19 protein-coding genes are annotated in these 21,414 nt (G+C 54.8%); 10 read left to right on the top strand and 9 right to left on the bottom strand.

All coding sequences use genetic code 11. The annotated features are described in order from the left end of the window. Positions 1 to 62: 62 nt before the first annotated feature. The 9 genes from ACM6IO_RS02270 (at position 63) to ACM6IO_RS02230 (ending at position 9,709) form a co-directional block, all read left to right on the top strand. A complete protein-coding gene (locus ACM6IO_RS02270; protein WP_414910825.1) occupies positions 63 to 1,160 on the top strand; it encodes a DUF6708 domain-containing protein in 1,098 nt (365 codons plus the stop codon). Between the two features lie 22 nt (positions 1,161 to 1,182). Beyond that, positions 1,183 to 2,235, top strand: a complete 1,053-nt coding sequence (locus ACM6IO_RS02265; RefSeq protein ID WP_414910824.1) for a hypothetical protein — start codon at positions 1,183 to 1,185, stop codon at positions 2,233 to 2,235. A gap of 26 nt (positions 2,236 to 2,261) precedes the next feature. Next, a complete protein-coding gene (locus tag ACM6IO_RS02260; RefSeq protein WP_414910823.1) occupies positions 2,262 to 3,365 on the top strand; it encodes a DUF6708 domain-containing protein in 1,104 nt (367 codons plus the stop codon). An 86-nt stretch (positions 3,366 to 3,451) separates the two neighbouring features. Then, on the top strand, positions 3,452 to 4,285 hold the full coding sequence (locus tag ACM6IO_RS02255) for a hypothetical protein (RefSeq protein WP_414910822.1): 834 nt from the start codon (positions 3,452 to 3,454) through the stop codon (positions 4,283 to 4,285). A 102-nt stretch (positions 4,286 to 4,387) separates the two neighbouring features. Continuing rightward, a complete protein-coding gene (locus ACM6IO_RS02250; RefSeq protein WP_414910821.1) occupies positions 4,388 to 5,374 on the top strand; it encodes a hypothetical protein in 987 nt (328 codons plus the stop codon). Between the two features lie 18 nt (positions 5,375 to 5,392). Next, positions 5,393 to 6,352 (top strand): hypothetical protein, encoded by a 960-nt coding sequence (locus ACM6IO_RS02245; protein WP_414910820.1) that lies wholly within the window; start codon positions 5,393 to 5,395, stop codon positions 6,350 to 6,352. A 40-nt stretch (positions 6,353 to 6,392) separates the two neighbouring features. Further along, positions 6,393 to 7,328, top strand: a complete 936-nt coding sequence (locus tag ACM6IO_RS02240; RefSeq protein WP_414910819.1) for a hypothetical protein — start codon at positions 6,393 to 6,395, stop codon at positions 7,326 to 7,328. Positions 7,329 to 7,523: 195 nt separating this feature from the next. After that, complete coding sequence (locus ACM6IO_RS02235) at positions 7,524 to 8,627, top strand: DUF6708 domain-containing protein (protein WP_414910818.1); 1,104 nt, start codon at positions 7,524 to 7,526, stop codon at positions 8,625 to 8,627. After that, complete coding sequence (locus ACM6IO_RS02230) at positions 8,624 to 9,709, top strand: DUF6708 domain-containing protein (protein ID WP_414910817.1); 1,086 nt, start codon at positions 8,624 to 8,626, stop codon at positions 9,707 to 9,709. Before ACM6IO_RS02235 ends, ACM6IO_RS02230 begins: the two co-directional genes overlap by 4 nt. Before the next feature lie 32 nt (positions 9,710 to 9,741). On the opposite strand, the gene ACM6IO_RS02225 is transcribed toward ACM6IO_RS02230, so the two are convergent. The 6 genes from ACM6IO_RS02225 to ACM6IO_RS02200 form a co-directional block, all read right to left on the bottom strand. Beyond that, positions 9,742 to 10,563, bottom strand: coding sequence for a VanW family protein (locus tag ACM6IO_RS02225; protein WP_414910816.1), 822 nt, complete (start codon positions 10,561 to 10,563; stop codon positions 9,742 to 9,744). 355 nt (positions 10,564 to 10,918) lie between these two features. After that, on the bottom strand, positions 10,919 to 11,497 hold the full coding sequence (locus ACM6IO_RS02220; protein WP_008043603.1) for a hypothetical protein: 579 nt from the start codon (positions 11,495 to 11,497) through the stop codon (positions 10,919 to 10,921). 168 nt (positions 11,498 to 11,665) lie between these two features. Next, positions 11,666 to 12,733, bottom strand: a complete 1,068-nt coding sequence (locus ACM6IO_RS02215) for a lipocalin-like domain-containing protein (RefSeq protein WP_414910815.1) — start codon at positions 12,731 to 12,733, stop codon at positions 11,666 to 11,668. After that, positions 12,723 to 15,194: an FtsX-like permease family protein gene (locus ACM6IO_RS02210; RefSeq protein WP_414910836.1), complete on the bottom strand. Its 2,472-nt coding sequence runs from the start codon at positions 15,192 to 15,194 to the stop codon at positions 12,723 to 12,725. The genes ACM6IO_RS02215 and ACM6IO_RS02210 overlap by 11 nt, the downstream gene beginning before the upstream one ends. A 1-nt stretch (position 15,195) precedes the next feature. Beyond that, positions 15,196 to 15,864: an ABC transporter ATP-binding protein gene (locus ACM6IO_RS02205; protein WP_008034147.1), complete on the bottom strand. Its 669-nt coding sequence runs from the start codon at positions 15,862 to 15,864 to the stop codon at positions 15,196 to 15,198. A gap of 162 nt (positions 15,865 to 16,026) precedes the next feature. Then, complete coding sequence (locus ACM6IO_RS02200; RefSeq protein WP_414910814.1) at positions 16,027 to 16,833, bottom strand: class I SAM-dependent methyltransferase; 807 nt, start codon at positions 16,831 to 16,833, stop codon at positions 16,027 to 16,029. Positions 16,834 to 17,002: 169 nt separating this feature from the next. On the opposite strand from ACM6IO_RS02200, the gene ACM6IO_RS02195 reads away from it, so the two are divergent. After that, the gene (locus tag ACM6IO_RS02195; RefSeq protein WP_414910813.1) at positions 17,003 to 17,398 is read left to right on the top strand and encodes a hypothetical protein; all 396 of its coding nucleotides are present in this window, start codon (positions 17,003 to 17,005) and stop codon (positions 17,396 to 17,398) included. On the opposite strand, the gene ACM6IO_RS02190 is transcribed toward ACM6IO_RS02195, so the two are convergent. The 3 genes from ACM6IO_RS02190 to ACM6IO_RS02180 form a co-directional block, all read right to left on the bottom strand. Next, positions 17,389 to 18,816, bottom strand: a complete 1,428-nt coding sequence (locus ACM6IO_RS02190; protein WP_008043613.1) for a sigma-54-dependent transcriptional regulator — start codon at positions 18,814 to 18,816, stop codon at positions 17,389 to 17,391. The two genes, ACM6IO_RS02195 and ACM6IO_RS02190, sit on opposite strands and share 10 nt — an antisense overlap. Continuing rightward, a complete protein-coding gene (locus ACM6IO_RS02185; RefSeq protein ID WP_008034155.1) occupies positions 18,785 to 20,281 on the bottom strand; it encodes a sensor histidine kinase in 1,497 nt (498 codons plus the stop codon). The genes ACM6IO_RS02190 and ACM6IO_RS02185 overlap by 32 nt, the downstream gene beginning before the upstream one ends. A 104-nt stretch (positions 20,282 to 20,385) precedes the next feature. Beyond that, positions 20,386 to 21,402 (bottom strand): SCO family protein, encoded by a 1,017-nt coding sequence (locus ACM6IO_RS02180; RefSeq protein WP_008043625.1) that lies wholly within the window; start codon positions 21,400 to 21,402, stop codon positions 20,386 to 20,388. Positions 21,403 to 21,414: the final 12 nt, after the last annotated feature.

Genomic DNA, 21,414 nt, shown 5'->3' with positions numbered 1-21,414 from the left:
GGCACTCATAACCCATGACTATCTAAACACATCCACCAAACCTCAAACATCCGGTCAATCTGATGCCAGCACCTAACAATGACACAATCGATGAAATCAATATAAAACTTCAAAAACCGATAGCCGGAGAAGTACGTAAATTTGCGACGGGCGAGGCCGTATTCCTGGCTCCACTCCCCGTCCCTACTGGCGACAACCCTATGGACTTAGATGGAAGCTTCATAGAAATCAATGAATCTTATCTCGACATAGGAAGCAGTAATTTCAACAAGGCATTTCAAACACAAGCCATGATTGGACTCGTCATGGCTTTTATAATCACATGCGTTGTAATCGGCCCCCTTATCATTGGCCTAACAGCTTTTGGGGATCCTTATGGCCGAAGCTTTTCAGATAATTTTTTAGAGTTTTTCTTTCCAGGATTGGAATTTGCTATGTGGGGGGCCTTGGGTTTCTCAGCTATGGGGATTTACGTAATTCTCAGCAGTACTTTTAATAAAACTCGAAGCCGTCCAATCCGCTTCCATCGACAACGACGTGAGGTTTGCTTCTTTCCCAACGGGTCCGACGAGCAGGTCATCCAGCCATGGGAAGAAATGGTCTCATGGCTTTCCGTCAGCACGGGTGTTACAGGTGTAGGCGTCATGAGCAGTTACACTTTTGGAATGGCATTCGACGACCAAAAACATAATAAAGTGCACTTTGTTAACCAACAAGTTATGACGCCGACCCATGCATTAAGCAAGTGGGAAGCAATACGTATCTACATGGAAAAAGGCCCGAAATTTTGCCCCGGCAAGGCGCCATATGAAGGTCGACACACATTCGATCAACAACGTGAAACCATTAGTCAGGAATACCGCGAAGGCGACCGCTCCGTGCTTGGAGTTGGCTGGTGGTACTTTTCCCATCTAATCACCCTGTGGCGCTTTCCGTACTGGGTAGCGGAATGGGACCACCGCTACAGCATGAAGTCTCTACCTAATTCCATTGCTGAATGGTCAAAATCTCTACCGCCTGAGCAGTGGGCCAAGCCGAGTCAAGCTCTAAAAGAGCAAAGCGCCAAGATCGAGAAGGCTTTTACTCAGGGACAAGATTTCATGACTTACTTCAAGGCAAATCTAAACGCAAACAAGACAGAAGAATCGATAAATAACTGAATGAAAACGATGAGCCGCGTCCTTGAAGCATAAATACGACCGACTACCTCATGCCGGAGACTTTGAAAGTGACTCCGGCACAGAGATTGTCTACCTATCACCTAGGCCAGTACCCACAGGTCTGCCGCCTTTCAGTGCTCGCCAGCTGCATCGTGACACCAGCGATGTCTTTCTGGACTTTGCAGTCGGCCGTGCAAATTTCGAGTTCATGGCTCGTGCAGGCATCGGTTCGGTAATGTTCATCACCCTCTTCTTCCTTTTTGTATCAGGTTTTGGCTCGTGGCTGAGAAGAGACGTTCAGCCTTTCTGGACCAGTTGGATAGATTTTTTTACAAACGCCTACGTTCAGGGATTCATCTGGTGCCTTTCCGCCGTTTACGTTTGTATATTTTGTTATGCAGTCCGCCAGATCACTGTTCACCCCCCTATCCGCTTTAACCGACAACGCCGTGAGGTTGTGTTCGTACCAAAAAAGGGGGCCGCGCCACGCTATGTCCCTTGGGAGGAGGCAATCGCTTGTGTATCCGCGGGCCCGCTTATTACTCAATATGCGGTGATGCCCGAGTACAAGCTAATGATCGGTTTGCGTGATAGTGCCAGTGGCGATGTCTTGTGGTCCGTAGTGCCGAGCAGCAGTTTGAGTCTGGCAGTGTCCGAATGGGAGGCGATCCGCATGTACATGGAAGTGGGAAGTTTCTCGCTGCCATCTGATGAAACTGAAGAGTTTGAAGAAGGCAGCGTTCCCTTTTTCCACTTGTGTCGACGTAGCTACCGCGCGGATCATTCATTTCTACGCTACGTAGGGGGCTTTCTGGTCATTCAATTTTTCAGCGGCTGGACTTTGCCGTGCTACATCTCTGGTTGGGTCAACAACCGCCCCAAAGCCGCCTTCCCTAAAGAAGTCCTGGAATGGTCAAGACCTCTCCCCCCTGACCAGCACGCTATGCCGAGCGAAGCGTTGCTCGAGGAAAGCGCTGAAATCCGGAAGGCCTTTGCCAAAGGGCAAAACCTGCTGGATTACTTCAAGGTGAAATTTTCCGAACCGGCTCAAGAGCCCACAGTGGGCGCGTCCTAGGCCGAACACCCTTTATGGCTTTCCGAATGACACCAATCTCTGCGCAGCACGACGAGTTCGATATTAAACAGCAGCGCCCTGCCGCCGGTGAAACTCGTCGTTTTGCTACTGGAGAGGCTCTATTTTTGTCGCCACTGCCGGTGCCTACCGGGCAAATCCCCATGGATTTCGGCGGAAGCTTCGTTGAAGTCAACGAGACATTCCTCGACTTGGGCAGTAGTAATTTCGGCAAGGCTTTCCAAGCTAGGGCAATGATTGGGCTCGGTATGATGTTCATCTTCTCATGTCTGATTGTTCTGCCTTTGCTTGCAGGATCTACTACTTGGGGAAATCCATTTTCCGAATCATTTTGGGACAGAGCTGCAGGTATGTTCCATTTCGGTGTGACCTTTAGTCTTTGGGGAGGAGCAATAGCCGCGCTTCTGGGTACTTACGTTATTTTGAGCACTACCAGAGCGAAGTCCCGCACCCGTCCAATTCGATTCAACCGCCAACGTCGTGAAGTCTGCTTTTTCCCCGAAGGTTCTGACGCTCCTGTCATTCAACCATGGGAAGAGACAGTATCTTGGCTCTCAATCAGTACAGGTGTGACTGGAGTGGGAGTAACAAGCGCCTATACCTTTGGTATGGCGTTCGACGACTCCGGAGCTGACGTAGTGCACTTTGTGAGACAAGGCGTAATGACTCCTGCTCATGGCTTGGGCAAATGGGAAGCCATACGCGTCTACATGGAAAAAGGTCCAGAGTTCTGCCCCGGCAAAGCACCCTACGAAGGGCGTCACACCTTCGATAAAGAACGACAAGACATGCACGAGGAATACCAGCACAACAAGCGTTCCGCTTTAGGCGTTGGCTGGTGGTACCTGACACACCTGATCACCTGGTGGCGTTTTCCGTACTGGGTAGCGGAATGGGATCATCGTTTCAGCATGAAGTCCCTACCTAACTCGATTGCTGAGTGGTCCAAACCCTTACCGTCTGAGCAATGGGCCAAACCGAGCTCAGCTTTGAATGAGCAAAGCGCGAAGATTGAAAGAGCCTATGCTCAAGGACAGGACTTCATGACGTACTTCAAGGCCAACCTCAGCAAAACCGAGGCAAAAGAATCTGCGGATAGTTCGGCATTATGAGCGTAGAGATCGAACAGCCCCGCGGTCTCGCACATGCAACTAGCCGGATAGTTCTAAGTGCAGATCAGCCCACAGGCAAGGCTCCTATGGAGCTTTTCATTACGGATGAACACACTGAGCAATACCTATCACTTCAGGTTGGAGGGGACTCTGACCGAGGAATGTTGACCGGTATTCTTGGCGGTATTTGCTCAAGTCTTTGTCTTGTCATGGGGTTGTGGATGGCGCTTCAAGGCCGATGGGAAGCCGTAATATGGCCAGTGGTGTTTGGCGTTCCGCTTTTCCTTGCCCCGTTCCTATGGGAGACACTTCGACCACTTCCTCTACCGATACTTTTCAACCGCAGGACTCGCGAGGTCTATTTTGATCATGAAGGGGCGTTGTTTCACTGTCCATGGGATGGTATCCAAGCCGTTGCATGTGAATTTCAAATAGTCGGCCCCTACACTGCTGGTATGAAAAACGCATCTTTAGAAATTATGGTTCATCGGTATCAAAACCCTGAAAACGCGCTTATGGTGAGCCTAGGATCTCCGGTAGGAAAAACACTGGACATGCAGAAAGGATTCTGGGAATACATTCGCTCCTACATGAATAATGGTCCATGGTTCGATAAAAATGGAAATCATAGTGATTCAGACAACTTTGTAAAAATGCAACTTTCTGCGAACATCGATCAATCCCAGCTCCTTGGTCACTGGCGCCAGACTATCGCAGAAAAAAAAGCTGCGGCAGACGGGAAAAATTACTTAAGTGGTATAGACGCACTTATGTTTCTTGCCCATTTAATGTTTTACCCATCAAACCTAATACAGCACTTTACTTATAAAATCGCAAAAAGGAGATCGCGCAATCGCTGGCCGAACATAGTGCTTGAGCGACTAAGGCATAATGGCCCTGCGACCAGACTGACAGATTAGGAAAATATAGATGTTGTTCTGTATAAGGCGTAAAAGGGCAATCTATTTACTACGACCTCATGAAAACAGGTCGTTCTATCTTTTTCAAGATATGCATTCGGAATGCACATCCCTACCAGAAAACAAGGGAATCACATGGTACTGGGTGATCTTATAAGACAGTCGAATGCAAAATATGGAGCCCCGCCTACGGTAATTCTCAGGGCTGAGAAACCAACAGGCAAGGCCCCTATAGAGCTATTCATTACCGATGAACACACTGAAAATTATCTCACCTTGAAAATGAGCGGCGACGCTGAACGGGGGGCAATGACAGGTTTGCTTGCAGGTATCGCGTCTCCGCTTGGCCTGCTTCTGTCACTATGGATGGCGATGGAAGCTGAATGGGCGCTGGCAGCTTTGTCTCTCGCCATTGCGATCCCGATGTTTTTAATTCCTTTCTTATATGAAGTCTGTCGACCTCTTCCTCTACCCATTCTATTCAATCGCCGCACTCGTGAGGTCTACGTTGAAAATGAAGGTGAGCTATTTCACTCCCCCTGGGATGAAATTCAAGCAATGGCATGCGAGTTTCAAATTATCGGCCCATATACTGGTAGCATTGGAAATACGTCTTTAGAAATAATGCTTCATCGCTTTTTCGCCCCTGACAATTCATTAATGATTAGCCTAGGCTCACCAATAGGTAAAACCCTCGACATGCAGAAGGGATTCTGGGAGTACATCCGTTCCTACATGAATAATGGGCCATGGTTCGATAAAAACGGGAACCATAGTGAATCAGATAATTTTGTTAGAGCGCAGCTTTCGGCAAACCTCAATCAATCGCAAATTCTTGGACACTGGCGCCAAACCATCGCGAACAAAAAAACCACAGCAGGCGGAAAAAATTACTTAAGCGGCATAGATTCACTTATGCTTATCGGCCACCTAATGTTTTACCCATCAAATTTAATACATAATTTCACTTATAACATGGCACAGCGAAGATCACGCAATCGCTGGCCACATATCGTACTTGAGCGGCTAAAACACAATGGACCTACGACCAGATTGATCGACTTGGAAAATACAGATGCTATTCCATAGAAGGAGCAAAGAAATAGCATGACTTTAAAAGATATCATTCAAGAAGCGCGTACCAAGTATGGCGAAGCGTCCAGTATTGTTCTGACCGCAAATGAGCCCACCGGGCAAGCTCCGATGGAGCTCTTTATTACGGATGAACATACAGAAAACTATTTATCACTAAAAACCAGCGCCGATACTGATCGTGGACTGATCACCGGGCTGATGGCCCTAGGAGCTGTTCCTTGTCTACTCATGGCTATTTGGTTTTTTTCTACAGGAAAAACTGAAGGCGGAATAAACGGTCTTTTAGTTGGCCTGCCAATGCTTCTGATTCCATTTCTCTGGGAAATTCTCCGCCCACTCCCTCTACCGGTATTATTTAATCGGCGCACTAAAGAGATTTATTTCGACAACAATGGCGAACTATTTCACTCACCATGGAGTGTAGCCCAAGCGGTTGCTTGCGAGTTTCAGATTATCGGCCCTTATACTACAGGTATAAACAATGCATCTCTTGAAGTGGTCCTCCAGCAATTTGATAAGCCTCAGAACATACTCATGGTTAGTCTTGGCAGCCCCACAGGAAAAACACTGGACATGCAAAAAGGATTTTGGGAATACATCCGATCCTACATGAACAACGGGCCTTGGTTTGATAAAACCGGCGCTCACAGCCAGTCTGACGCCTTCGTCAAAAGCCAGTTAGAAGCAAACCTAAAGCAATCTGACTTTCTAAAACACACTCGCCAGACTATTGCTGAGAAAAAATCCACCTCCGCAGAAACAAACTACCTGAGCGGCATTGATTTTGTAATGATTTCAGCAAACTTATTTTTTTATCCTTCAAGCCGCATTCAAGATTTCACCTACAACATCGCTAAACGTAGATCCCGTAATCGCTGGCCGAAAATCGTACTTGAGCGCTTGCAGTCGGATGGGCCATCTACGAAACTGACCGACATTGAAAATATTGCACGCTTAGCTATTCACCACTAGAAGGTATGACCTTGCCACCAATTGAAATCAAGGAACTCGCATGGTTGTGAAGAATCTGGCCCATCAAGCCCGGACCAAGTACGGGGAGGTGCCTCATGCCAGCTTAAAATGGAATGAAACTACCGGCGAAGCACCAATGGAGTTGTTTATCACCGATGAGCATACTGAGAATTTTTTGTCGTTAAAAACCGGAGGAGATACGGACCGAGGTCTCCTCACGGGCGTAATGGCGTTCGGATCGATTCCCTGCTTGCTTATAGCCCTGTGGTTACTCGCAAATGGCAATTACGCAGGTGCCGGCAATGCTCTGATTGTCGCAACTCCACTGGTTCTGATCCCATTTTTTTGGGAGATTTTTCGCCGATTACCGTTACCTATAATGTTCAACAGACGCACCCGCGAAGTATATTTTGACAACAACGGGGAACTGTTTCATGCCCCCTGGGATGGCCTGGAAGCACTAACGTGCGAATTTCAGATGGTCGGACCCTATACCGCCGGAATGAAAAATACCTCTTTGGAAATCATGGTTCAGCGATTCGGCGACCCAAAAAATACATTGATGATTAGCCTTGGTTCTCCAATAGGAAAAACCCTTGAAATGCAAAAGGGCTTTTGGGAGTACATCCTCGCTTACATGAATAACGGGCCTTGGTTTGACAAAAATGGCAACTCAAGCAAATCAGATACATTCGTAAAAGATTTACTAGCATCGAACCTCAAACAGTCGGAGTTTCTTGGTCACACCCTACAAGTCATTGCAGAAAAAAAAGCTGCTACCGATAGCATAAACTATTTAAGTGGCATTGATGCCGCAATGTTCTTGGGAAACTTGTTTTTCCACCCCCTGAACCTAGTTCAAGATCTCACGTACAAAATAGCTAAACGTCGCTCGCGTAATCGTTGGCCGAAGATTGTGCTGGAGCGCCTTCAATCAGATGGTCCTACCACGAGACTGGTTGATATTGAGAAGTAGAGACAAATAGTTCCTTATGAGGCGCACTAAATACTAGCCAAGCTCATATTAAACAATTTACAGACATCTCACTAAACGCGCAGAATGGCAAACTGCATCCAAGACTATCTAAGTTAAGGACGCGCGCACAGATGCCTCTTGGCTGCGAGTAACAATCGACTCGCTGTAGTCATCCGACTTTTCAATTGAGCTAGCATGCCATCCAAACCTGAACAGCAAGTCGAGCTTGACCTCAAAAATAACCGCCCCATGGCGGGTGAAACTCGTCGTTTTTCCACAGGTGAAGCATTATTCTTCTCACCAGTGCCCGTTCCTACCGGGCAAATCCCAATGGATCTCGGCGGAAGCTTCGTTGAAGTCAACGACACCTACCTGGACTTGGGCAGCAGCAACCTCACCAAATCTTTTCAAACACGCTTAGCTGTGTCGCTTCCTACAGTCGTAGTTCTCGTTTGTCTATTTGTTCTCCCAACCTTGATGGGCTTCGCAGCATTCATAAATCCATTCGGTAGAAGCTTTTGGTTTTACTTCAACGATTTTTTTGAGTTCGGACTATCACTAGCGCTCTGGTGTGGAGGAGGAGCAGCGCTGATCGGCCTGTACGCGATTATCAGCACCACCAGAAGCAATGCCCGTACTCGACCTATCCGATTTAACCGTCAACGCCGAGAGGTCTGTTACTTCCCGGATGGTTTCGACGAACCAGTGATCCAGCCTTGGGAAGACACGGTTGCGTGGATCTCAGTCAGCACCGCGTTTACGGGAGTAGGCGTAATCAGTAGCTACACCTTTGGCATGGCCATTGATAATCCCAAGGCCGATACGGTGCACTTTCTTGTACAAGAGGTCATGACTCCTATTCATGGATTAGGCAAATGGGAAGCCATACGTGCCTACATGGAAAAAGGTCCAGAGTTCTGTCCTGGCAAAGCCCCCTACGAAGGCCGTCACACCTTCGATAAAGAACGACAAGACATGCATGAGGAATACCAGCACAACGAGCGTTCCGCTTTAGGCGTTGGCTGGTGGTACCTGACACACCTGATCACTTGGTGGCGTTTTCCGTACTGGGTAGCGGAATGGGACCATCGTTTCAGCATGAAGTCTCTACCTGAATCCATTGCTGAGTGGTCAAAATCTATACCACCTGAGCAGTGGGCCAAACCGAGCCCAGCTTTAAACGAGCAAAGCGCAAAGATCGAAAAGGCCTTTTCTCAAGGACAGGATTTCATGACGTACTTCAAGGCCAACCTCAGCAAAACCGAGGCAAAGGAATCAGCGGATAGTTCGGCATTATGAGCGTAGAGATCAAACAGCCCGGTGATTGGCGGGACTTGAGCAATCAGCGCCCTGTCGCTGGTGCGACCCGACGTTTTGCCACTGGCGAGACATTGTTCTTTTCACCACTACCCATTCCTACCGGGCAGACACCAATGGACTTGGGTGGAAGCTTTCTTGAGGTCAACGATACTTATCTCGATGTCGGTAGTAGCAACTTCAATAAGGCTTTCCAGGCCAGAGTGATGATCGCAAGTGTAATGCTCTTGTTGATTGTAAGTTTGATAGTAGGACCTTTTATCGCAGGCTTGATGAGTATCGGTGATCCCTACGACCGAACATTTATATACATTTTCAAAGAGTTTTTTCCCATGGGTGCTGCCATCGGTGCTTGGGGAGCGGCAGGCGCAGCGGTTTTAGGACTGTATGCGGTGATCAGTACCACTCTCAATAAATCCAAGACCCGCCCCATCCGCTTCAATCGCCAACGCCGCGAAGTCTGTTTCTTCCCCAACAACTCCGACGTACCCGTCATCCAGCCATGGGAAGAACTGGTCGCCTGGCTCTCAGTCAGCACCGGTTCAACCGGCGAAGGCATCATCAGCACTTACACCTTTGGCATGGCCTTCGACGACCCCAAGGCCGACACAGTCCACTTCGTAAACCGAGGCGTAGCAACACCCATCCATGGCTTGGGCGAGTGGGAAGCGATCCGCGTTTATATGGAAAAAGGACCGCAGTACTGCCCCGGCAAGGCGCCTTACGAAGGCTGCCATACCTTCGATCAAGAGCGTGCCGATATGCATGAGGAATACCAGCACAACGAGCGTTCCGCGTTAGGCGTTGGCTGGTGGTACCTGACACACCTGATCACTTGGTGGCGTTTCCCTTACTGGGTTGCAGAGTGGGACCATGGCTACAGTATGAAAGCGCTGCCGGACTCGATTGCAGACTGGTCGAAACCACTGCCGCCGGAGCAATGGGCAACGCCAAGTGCCGAGTTGGTTGCACAGAGCGCCAGGATTGAAAAAGCCTTTGCTCAGGGCCAGAGCTTCATGGAGTATTTCGACGCCAGTAAGCACCCGATGCAAAAAACAAGTTAAGAAAAACGGGCGATCAAATGATCGCCCGTTTTTTATGCACGCTCAGCCAATAAACTCTCTTCAACCTCATACTTGACTACCACCCGATTCTTATAAAGCCGCGCACTCTCCAATACCTGACTCTCCTGCCCCTTGCTCCTCACATCCCGCCAGATTTCATTCTCCCGAAACACCCGCCCGCCTTCACGCACAAACCGGTGTTCCCGTTGATAAACGTGATACCGAAACGCTCCAACCTGATCACACAACAACTCCCCCTCCAACTGCTGCTCAGCCACTTTCAACTTCAGCTGAAAGTGCCGATCCGTCGGGTTGTGCAACACCAGGTCGATGTAGTTGTAAAAGATCGCCGCCCCGGAACCGAATGGCAGTACGCGCCCCTCGTCAGGAAATGGGTCGAAGCTGTGATTCGATCGTTCGACTACCAGCAGCGGGGAGTGAATCGCCATCCAGTGGATCAGGTTGCTTAGTTGGCAAATCCCGCCACCGACGCCGCTGCGTGCTTCACCAAAGGACAGTTCCATGCCTTCGACGTAACCGCGTTTTCGGGTCGGTCGGCCGACCAGACGGCAGAATGAAAAGTATTCACCGGGGCCAATGACCACGCCGTCTATTGAAGCCACGGCCAATTTCAGGTTCACGACTTTGTTGTGTTGCAGCTGTACATCGGAGTCGCCGAGTTTGCGGATCAGTTTGGAGGTATGTTTGAGGTATCGATACGGCAAGCGCTCAAAGGTGTCGTTCGGGCGAGCGTAACGTTTGCGGGAGAAGCGCCACGCCAGTTGGCGGAACAGTCTTTTTTGCCACACGCGCAGCCAGTAGAGGGCCGGGTGATAAAGGGAGAGAGGTTTCATCCGTGTCAGAACGGCGGCTGCCGTTTTTATCCTTTACAAGAAATGCTGGGCATCCTATCGGATTTATGCAGTGCATATTGCACTTGAAGAAGGTGTTCGCCCAGTGTAATGGCCTCGGCAATCCATGCACTGGTAAAGAGCCCTGACACTGGGCGAACGGGAGGGATTTTAATAGAAGTTGGCGGATATGTCCGTGTGCATAAACATGAAATTTGTGTACACAATGTTTAACAAAATGTCGATTGCAATATCACGCCGACAACTTTTTAAACCCACCAGTTAGACCATTAATTCTGATCATTCCTATACAAGAAACTGTACAGGAATGATCAAGCTGTAGAGCCAAGACTCAACTTTAGTGTTGAGTGGTCACTTTCAATACATCGGTATAGGTCACGACGACGCTCTGCCCTACTTTCAAGTCTTTCAGTTTTTTCTGAACTTCAGGTTTTTCAACGTTGATGGTTTTCGAGTGTCCGCGGGGTCCCTTGAAGGTCACCTGGTTTTTCGCCACATCAATTTTGGTGATTTGCAGTTGTACCTGTACCTGACGGAAGGCTTCACCCCCAGGGTTGGGGTCGTCTTTGGTGGCGCGGATTTCTCCGGTGCGTTCGGTAGAGCCCGGCAGACCTTTGTCGACATCGGTGTCGAGGTAAGCGGCAACCGAGCGGATAACCTCGACAGTGACCTTATCACCGACCTTCAGGTTACCCAGATTCTTGGCTTTGTCGCTCAGTTGTACATTCACCTCACGGCCTTCAGCACCTTCAAGGACGACTTGATGGTTGGCGGCGTCTACGGCCAGGACTTTGGTCGTGACTTGATCGGCTTCAACGACGGCAGACAACGGAATGTCCGCTGCCACGGCGCTGAAGCTGACAGTGGACAGCACGGTGGCGAGGGTGATGGCTTTGGTCAGAGCATGAAGTTTCATAAGCGGAACATTCCCTGTGGTGGATGGCAGCAGACGGCTCTGAATCGAGGTTCGGCGCCGTCTGTGCCACTGAGCATAGACGCTGTTCAGCGATTGTCCGCCGTCTCTTGCACGGGTGGACGCGGTACGTCGGAGTATTTCGAGGCACGCGCTGTCGAGGGCTGCGACTCAATACCCGGTCATTTCCAGATAGCCCTGCCCCGCATGACTGCCGCTCAGGCGAACGGGACCTTCCCAGTATGGAATGCGCAAATTCATCCAGGCATTGCGATTGAGGGCATCGAGGGTGATGTCGAGGTGCTTGGCGGGGATTTTGATTGACCAGCGAACCGGCATCGAACGACCGGCGACTGTCGCGGTGTCTTGTGGCGTGAGGATGATGTCGGCGGCGTGCAATAACTGAGTCTGGCCCTGCGCGTCGATCCAGGTGCCGGTGAGATACGGCTCGCCGTTTTTCTGCCGCATGCGGTACAGCATGACCTGTTCGCCGCTGTCCAGGTGCAGGGAAAACCAGTCCCAACCCGTCTGATTGGCGGTCAGTGGCTGGCTGCTCCACTCGCGGTCAAGCCAGGCTGGACCGCTGACCTGATAGGCCTTGCCGTCGATATCCAACGTGCCGCGGGCCTGGAAAAACGGCTGGCTGTAGTAGTACGACGCCTGGCCCTGTTCGGATTTCTGACTAAAACCCTTGTCGCCCTGAAGCACCAGTGGACGCGTGGACGTCAGCCGCAGCTGGTAGCCGAACGCCTTGTCGCGGGCACTGAGTTGAAGCTCCGCCAGAGGATCGGCGCCCTGGCTGCTGAATCGCCAGTCGTCGATCCACGCATTGAACGGGTCAAGACTCACACCCGCCTGACCAACGCCGCCCCGGGAATAACGCTCGGCAGCATGATGCACCGTGGCAGAGGTCACCGCAGCATGCCCCAACCAGATCACCTGATTGCCCCAACCCGCCACCTCGGGCGCGGCTTTCAACGCACTGCGAAACAGCGTCCATTGCACGCCGAACTCGCGGCCCTGATCGTCCTTGAGGTTAGCCGTGACGTACCACCACTCGATCCGAAAGCCATCGTGGGGACCGTGATCCGCCGGGAAGCTGAACACCCGGCCGGGCACTACCGGTGTGAACGCGGCGGCTTCACCCCCGAGCCCGGCGAAGCCTTTTTCAACCGGCGCCGTGTCATCGCAGCCGCTCAAAAAAAGTGCCAGCAACAACGCGCCGAGCTTAATCCTCATGAGCAAACGTCCTCAGCAGGTCCGCCGGTTGCGAGCGATACAGCGCGTACAGCGGCCACGCCGACGCCAGCAAGGTCGCGAGCAGCGCCAGCCCCATCAACTGCAACAACTGCAACGGAAAGACCCGCAACGGCAGGCGCCAGCCGAACGCCTGAACGTTGATCACCGTGTCCAGGCACCACGCCAGCGCGATGCCCAACGGCAACGCCAACATCAGCGTCAGCACTGCCAGCAGCCAGGTTTGCCCGAGGTTGAGCAGCATCAATTGTCGGCGCGTCACGCCCAGCGCCCACAGGGGCGCGAGTTGTCCGAGGCGGCTCTGACTCTGGGTCAGCAGGCTGATGAACAGCGCCACGCCCGCGACAGCGAGGGTCAGGCTGTTCAGTGCGGCAGTGGCGGCGAAGGTGCGTTCGAACACTTGCGTGGACCAGCCCTTGAGCCGGGCCTGATCGACGATGCGACTGTCATCGAGGGCGAAGCGCGCTTGCAGGGTTTGCAGGAACGGCGCAATCAACGGCGGGTCGATGCGCAGGTTGAAACGGTTCGGCGTCAGTTGCGGCCAGCCGCGCAGCAGGTGATTGACGTTGACCAGGAGGTGGCCCTTGGGGTTGCCGTAGTCGGCGTAGATCCCGACGATTCGCGGCGACCAGGGGCCCGCCGGTGTGGGAATCGTCAGGTGGTCGCCCAGATGCACTTTCAACCGCCGCGCCAGTTGTTCGCTGAGCATCAAGGCGTCGTCCTTGGCCAGCCGGTCCCACGGGTTGTCGCCCAAGGCCTCCAACAGCGGCCAGTGCTGGCGATAGGTCGGGTGATCGATCACGCCGAACACGTCCGCCGGCCAGCCTTGCAACTGGATCGACACCTGCCAGTTGGGCAGCACCGCGCTGAGTGAGGGTTGCTGTTTGAGCCAGCTCTGCAGTTCTCGGGCCTGGGCCGGATTTTGCGGATTCACGTACAGCTCGGCAGTCAGCCGTTGTTCGAGCCAATTGCTGAAGGTCTGGCGGAAACCGGCGGTCATGCTGCCGGCGCCGATGTTCGCCGCCAATGCCAACAGCAGCGCCATCAGCGCCAGGCTCAGGGCCGGCAGTTGCTGGCGGCAATCGGCGAGAAACCATTGGCCGAGCACCGAGCGGCTGCGATGCAGCGTCAGGTTCAGCACGCTGTTGAGCACCACCGGCAGCGCCAGTGCGGCACCGATCAACAATGCCGCCATCAGCACAAATCCACTGGCGAGGCTGTCGCCCCGGATCAGCGCCAGCAACGCGATCACGCCGGCAATCGCCGCGACCCACGCCTGGCGCCGTAACCAGCGAGCGTGAGCCTGATGCCAGGCTTGCGGATCGGCCAGGGCCAGCAACGGCAGACGCGCCGCCCGCAACAAACTGTTGGCACCGGCCAACAACGCGCCGAACAGGCTCAAGCCGACGCCACTGAGCCACCACCATGGACTGAGGCTCAACTGCCCCGCCACTTCGGCACCGTACAAACCGCGCAAACTGGCGGCGACATCCGGCAGCAGCACGCTGGCCAGCAGGTAGCCGCTGGTAACGCCGGCGAGGCCGCCGATCAGTGCCAGGCCGCCCAGTTCAACGGCGAGGCAAGCGATCAACATCCGTGCGCTGACACCACAGGCGCGCAAGGTTCGCAGCAGCCCTCGGCGTTGTTCCAGCGCCAGCCCGATGGCCGCGTGAACGATGAACAGGCCGACCACGAAAGACAGAAAACCCAAGGCATCGAGGTTCAGATGAAAACTTTCGGTGAGGCGCGAGAGGTTGTTTTCTTCGCCGCTGCTTTTGAGTTGGAGCTGGCTTTTGAACTGATCCGGCAAGGTGGCGGTGAAATCCTTGGGCAGCAGCAGACGAGACAGTTGCTCCGGCAGCCCCAGAATCTGCTGGGCGAAGCCGATATCCACCAGCAACACGCCGGGGGCCATGTCGGTTTGTACATGCAGCGGCGGCAAGGCGGCACCGCTCAACGTCAGCGGCTGCTCGCCTTCGCGCATGCCCAACGCTTGCAACGTCTGCGGCGAAATCCAGGTGCTGCCCGGCGGGCTGAAAAACCGGACGATCTGCTCAATGTCCAATGCCCGCCCGGCCACCGCCGAACCGGCCGGCAGCGACACCGGCTCGATGCCCATCAGTTGCAAGCGCTGGTCTTCATGGCCCTTGAGCGTCACCCGCCCTTGCAGCACCGGCGACACCGGCCAACCGGCGCGGCGCAGCTCGATAAACAATGACTGAGAAAAAGTCCCGCCACCGGGTGCGCTGAGGCTGGCCTGCGGCTCACCGCCGATCAGCTGACTGGCTCGCGCGTAACTTTCCCGCGCCTGACTGTTGAGCGCCTGCACACCGGTCAGCAGGCTGGTGGCCAGCCACAGCCCGGTCAGCACACTGAAAAACTGCACCGGGTGCTGCCGCCAATGGCTGAGCAGCGCCCGCAACGTCTCGCGAAAGACCCGCACCTCAGTGCTCGTCCGCGCCAGCCAGACGGCCACGGTGCAGCACCACTTTTTCTGCCAGGCGCGCGGCCACTCTCGGGCTGTGAGTGACCATCAACAACGTCGTCGGACTGTCGTCGAGCAGTTCCAGCAACAACTTCAGCACTTCATCGCTGGTGGCTTCATCGAGGCTGCCGGTGGGTTCATCGGCCAGCAGCAGTTTAGGTTGCGACGCCAGCGCCCGGCCCAGCGCGACTCGCTGTTGCTGGCCGCCGGACAACTGCTCGGGATAACGCCGCAACACATCGCCCAGGCCCAGACGCTTGACCAGATGCGCCTGCCAGCGCGCATCATGCCGCCCCGCCAGCCGCGCCTGGAACGCCAGATTGTCCTCCACGCGCAAACTGCCGATCAGGTTGAACTGCTGGAACACCAGGCCGATTTCGGTGCGTCGCCAGTTCGCCAGTTGCCCTTCACTCATTCGTTCAAGCTGATGTTCACCACTGCGGATGCTGCCGCTATCGACCTTGTCCAGCCCGGCGATCAAGTGCAGCAAGGTGCTTTTGCCGCTGCCCGACTCGCCCATCAGCGCCAGGCTGCTGCCGGATTTCAGCGTCAGGTCGACACCTTGCAGCACCGACAGCGGACCTTGCGGAGTGGCGTAGCTTTTGAAAACGCCTTGGACCGAAAGCATGGGTGAACCTGTTTGAGGGGCGTGGGGCAAAGGATAGCGGGCCAGCGCGGGTTTTGTCCGTTGGGGATTGCGGCGCGGTTGGGGTGTCCTTTGGATTTGGGGTGAATCGAATGGCCTCTTCGCGGGCAAGCCACGCTCCTACAGGACGGTGGTGACCTTGATTCAGCACTTCACCCCCACCCACGTAAAACACAACGGCAACTGCGCCTCTCGCTGCTGATACTGATCATAAATCTCCTCCCGATTGGAGTGCGGATACTCCTTGAAGTGGCTGATCTGCAACCCCGATTCGATGGCGCCGGTAAACATCTCGCTCAGGGTGTGGACGAACCAGTAGGACGTCGCGGCCTGCTGTTCGACTTTGCCTTCGTAGACGATCGGCTGGTCCTGCACGAAAGGTTCACGGCGGAAGTACGAAGTGACCGGGCGAAAGGGATCGTCTGATTCGGGGTCGAACATTTCCAGGAACGGGTGGGTTTCGTACACCACCAACGCCCCGCCGGGCTTGAGGGTGCGGGCGACGTGGCGGAAGAATTCGCCAATGTCCGGCATCCAGCCCAATACGCCGATGGTGATCAGGGCCACATCGAACCGGTGGTGCAGTTCACTCGGCAGGTGATGAATGTCGGCCTCGACGAATTCAGGCGCGTGCGGCGAGCGGGAAGCCAGTTCCCGCGCTTGGTCGAGAAACGCTGCGGACTGGTCAACGCCGACGACGCTGCGGGCACCGAGCGCAAACAGTGCAAGACTTTCGCGGCCGTTGTTGCAGCCCAGTTGCACCACGTCCTTGCCGTCGACCCCGACCTGCTCCAGCACACCGCGCAACGTGTCGTCGATGCAGCAGAAATCGCCCAGTGTCACGGCCTTCAACAGGGACGGCCATTCGGGATTGTCTTTGTGGTGTCGGGCGGAGTCATTCCACGCATCGCGGTTGCTGGCGATGGCTTTTTCTTTGGTCAGCATTTCCATTGCACGCTCCAGAACTCGGGTTTATCAGACCGGCCCGAGTCTAGATCAGCGTTTTTGAAAAACCCATGTGGTGTTTGTTGGAATGTTGTAAGCCGGCAACGCCCCCGTACGGCAGCTATAGTTAATGGCCTTGGGGAATTGCGGGACAACCGATTTCGCAGGTGCTGCCATGAAACACACCGATTTGATGCTGTTGCTCATCTTCTGCCTGACCGCCACCACGGGGGTTCGCGCGGATGACAACCTGACGCCGCCGTCCGGGTACAGCAGCGAGTTCAACTATTACGGCGAAAACCAACCGTTCGCCCACCCCGTTCCGCCGACGCTGAGCACGGTGCCGCCGCGCTCGTACATTCCCACGGCGCCGCAGGATTTCATCCCGATCTCCAGCGAGCACGTGTTCTCCGATTCACGGTTGCCGACCGTCGCGGATGCCACCGTCCGGGTGTTCATCCGCTCCTATGACCCGGAACTCGGCGTCTACGTGAACGAAGAAGTCGTCGACCCGACGTGCCTGCTGGCCTGCCTCAGTCGACAGGGCCAGGCGACGCCTGTCTACCACTGACGCTTGTCCGGGCGGGCGAGGCCGAGTTTTTCGATCCGGTAACGCAGCATGTCGCGGCTCAAACCCAGCAGCCGTGCGGACTTGGTGACGTTCCAGTCGGTCTTGTCGAGCATCTTGCGCACCATGTCGCGCTCGACCTCCGGCAGGTTCATCGACTCGCTGCCGTTGTACGCCGGGCGCACTTCGTTATGGGGCGCCTCGGGCATCGCCACCGGCTCGTCCACCAGGCTCAGGCAGACGTTCAACTGGTGCGCGGCGATAGTGTCGTACTGGGCCAGCAGCACGGTTTGTTCGAGCATGTTGCGCAACTCGCGCACGTTGCCCGGCCAGCTGTAGCTCATGAGCAATTCTTCGGCCTGTTCGCTGAAATGCAGGTTCGGTTTGCCATAGCGTTTGCCGTGGATGGCGAGGAAGTGCCGGGCCAGCAACAGGACGTCTTCGCCACGGGTATAAAGGCGCGGCACCTTGATCGAAATGATGCGCAAACGGAAGAACAGGTCGCGGCGGAACTTGCCCTGCTGGACCATTTGTTCGAGGTTGCAATTGGTTGCGCTGATCACCCGCAAATCGACCTTGCGCTCCTTCACCGAACCGACCCGGCGAATGGTCCGGTCTTCCAGCAGCTTCAGCAGTTTGGCTTGCAGCAGCAGGTCCATTTCCCCGACTTCATCGAGAAACAAGGTGCCGCCATCCGCCGCTTCCACAAGGCCGACGCGACGGTCCTTGGCGTCGGTGAATGCCCCCTTCTCATGGCCGAACAGCTCCGACTCCACGAGGTTGGAGGGAATCGACGCGCAGTTGAATTCAATGAACGGACCCTTGCTGCGCGGGCCGTCGAAATGCAGCGCGCGGGCCACCAGTTCCTTGCCGGTGCCCGTCTCGCCTTCCACCAGCACCGGCGGCAAATCGGCGTTGGCCATCCGGCGCTCGGCATCGAGCAACTGGCCGATGGTGTTTTTCAGGAAGACCATGGGCCCCGATTCGCCGATCAACGCCTGCACCCCCGACTTCTGCGCTTCGCGTTCCTGATAGAACGACAGCGTGCGCTCCATCCGCTCGGTGGCCAGGGCCTTGTCCAGCAACAGCTTGAGTTCCGGCAGCGCCACCGGTTTGGTGACGTAATGGAACGCGCCTTCTTTCATCGCCACCACGGCGTCTTCGACATTGCCGTAGCCGGTCATCATGATCACTTTCAGGTCCGGCGCGCTGATACGCAGCTTCTGGATCAGATCGTGACCGCTCATGCCCGGCAACGAGTTGTCGGTCAGTACGACGTCCGGGGCAAACGTGTTCATTTGCTTCAGCGCATCTTCAGCCGAGTGGCAGACCGTCACCTCGAAGTCTTTGCGTTCCAGGTAGGTCTGAAGATTCCCGGCGAGGATTTCGTCATCCTCGACCAGCAGAATGCTGTACCCCATATTCCCCTCCCGTTGCCACTTTGAAGTTCAGACAAACGCGGGTTCCCTCCTGCTCCTGGCTGGTCAGTTCGACCGAACCTTCAAAACGCTCCATTATTCTTTTGACCAGGGCCAGGCCCACACCCAACCCGCCTTGCTTGGTGGTGAAAAACGGTTTGAAAACCATTTGTTGTTGCTGTTTGGTCATGCCCTTGCCGGTATCGCTCAGGGTCATGCGCAAGAGTCCGGACTGCGGCGACTCGATATCGATGCTCAGCACGCCGCCCTTGGGCATGGCTTCCAGGGCATTGGCGAACAGGCTATTGAGAATTTGCGTGAGCAGCACCTGTTGGCTGACGACCGGTGGGCAAACCTGCGGCGTGAACCGGACTTCGACACCGGAGCGCTTGATCAGCGCGTCAAAGGCACTCAGGGTGTCGTCGATGGCCAGCACCAGGTCCACGGTTTCGTAGTCGTCATTCACCGGCCGCAACGACACCAGCAACTCGCGAACCCAACGCGACATGCGATCGACCTGGTTGATGATGTCGCCGATGTTCTTCTGCGCGCTCTGACTGGCGATTTCCTGGGCCAGTTCGGCGCTGGAGCGAATGTTCGCCAGCGGGTTGCGCAAACTGTGGGCCACGGCCGAAGACATTTCCCCCAGCGCGACGAAGGTTTCGTTGGCAATCAGCTGTTTCTGCTGACTCTCGATCAGCTTCGCCGCACGTCGCACAATCCAGAACAGCCCCAAGTAGATGGCGGCACCACCGAGCACGGTGGCCAGCCAGATGGCCTTGAAACCGCGCTGGATACGTTCAACCAGATCAGTAGGCTCCTTGTAGACCTCGACCATGGCGATGACTTTGCTTTTGTCGGCGTTGAACATCGGGATGTAGTTTTCAACGAACAGGTACTGGGGCTCGTGCAACAGTTTTTGTTCGGGACGTTCTTCATCGACTTCGTGGTAGCTGGTGGAAACGGGCTCCTTCATTTCGAAAGATTCGTCCAGTTCATCGTCGTCTTCGATACGTACGCCGATCAGCTCCGGGTTGGTCGACCAGACCACGGTGCGATCCTGGGCATACACCGTGGCCAACAGCAGGTCCGGCAGGTTTGCCACATGATCGAGAAACTCGATGCGCGCCGCAGCACGTGCGCCCGGGTTCACGTCGGGATGGGCGTTATCCAGGCGAGAATCGAGCATTTCGCCCATGGTTCTTTCCGGGGAAATCGATGCGTGGCGGATTTCGGCAGCACCGATGGCCTGGATAAATTGCGCGGTCAGCATGGAATCGCGTTCGATGCTCTCCTCCACCACGAAACGGGTGGAGATGTACCCCAGCCCCGCCGCCACGGCGGCAATGATCAAAAAACTGGCAAAGGAAAACCAGCGCAGCAGATTGAATTCGCCACGCCAGCTCGTGCATTCCCCCGCCGGAAGGTTCGACGGAGCAGGTACTTTTTGTTGTTCGAGTATCTGCATGGTGGGTCCTGAATTCGGTACTGGCTTGAAGCCTATTCAGTGGCGTTTCGCATCAGTGTAGGTGTCATTGATCGAGTCGGCGGTTCAATGATAGTAATTCGCCGCTATGGCACCTGCGCCGCTTGCAACGATTGCTGACGATCGGTTTCCTCCTGCAAAAAATCAATGATGGACTGCGCCGCTTTCTCATCCAGGCGCAGGTTTGGCATCGGGATTTTGTCGAAGCGTTGAAACAGTTCCAGCGCAATCGGGTCTTTTTCGGCCAGCATGCGATCCGGTTCTCGGATCCAGCGATTGAGCCAGGCGGGATCGCGCACGCGGGTTACGCCGATCAGGTCCGGGCCGATGGCGCGCATGCCGATGCCCTGCCCGTCTTGCGGCCCGAGGCTGTGGCACGAGGCGCAACGGGTGCGAAACAACTCTTCGCCGTTGCTCGGCGGGCGGATCTCGGGCGCATCGGCATAATTTTCTTCAACACTGGGTTGCTTCCAGTTCTGCAAGGTATTGGCCAACTGATCGGCGAGGATCCATGGGTTCTCGAACGGTGAGGCTTTCATCCAGCGACCGGTGCCCTGGTTGCCGACGATCAGGCTCAGGTTGTGGTCCTTGCTGCGACCGTTGTCGACGCCCTCGATAAACAGCCCGAGCTTTTTGCGCAGGTCGGTGACGGCCTCGAACTCCCCGGTGAGGAACTGCCAGCCCGGTCCGACTTTGAAGCGCTGCGCGTAGGCCTTGAGCACCTCGGGTGTATCGCTCAACGGGTCGATGCTGATCGAGTAGAAAAAAATATCCTGACCGACCCGGGGGCCCAACAACTGCTGCACCTGGCGCAGGCGCGCGGTTTCCAGCGGGCAGGAGTCGCTGCACGTGGTGAAGATGAAGTTGATCACCACCACTTTGCCTTTGATCATGTCATCGAAAAAACGCACCTGCCGACCGTCCTGGTCAGTCAGCAAGGTGTTGGGAAAGTAATCGCGCCCCCAGGGGGTCGCCGATTCCGTCGGCGACGGCGACAGTGCGCCTTCATGAGCGAGCAGCACCTGGCTGGCCAGTAAAAACGTCACCAGTACCAGAATCAGGTGCATGCCCAGTGCGCGGGAGCGCGGCGTGTGCAGTGTCATGTCGGCTCCCCT

The sequence above is a fragment of the Pseudomonas sp. IT-P44 genome (assembly GCF_949768225.1).
Taxonomy (GTDB): Bacteria; Pseudomonadota; Gammaproteobacteria; order Pseudomonadales; family Pseudomonadaceae; genus Aquipseudomonas; species Aquipseudomonas migulae.
This window is presented reverse-complemented; position numbering and strand designations above follow the sequence as displayed.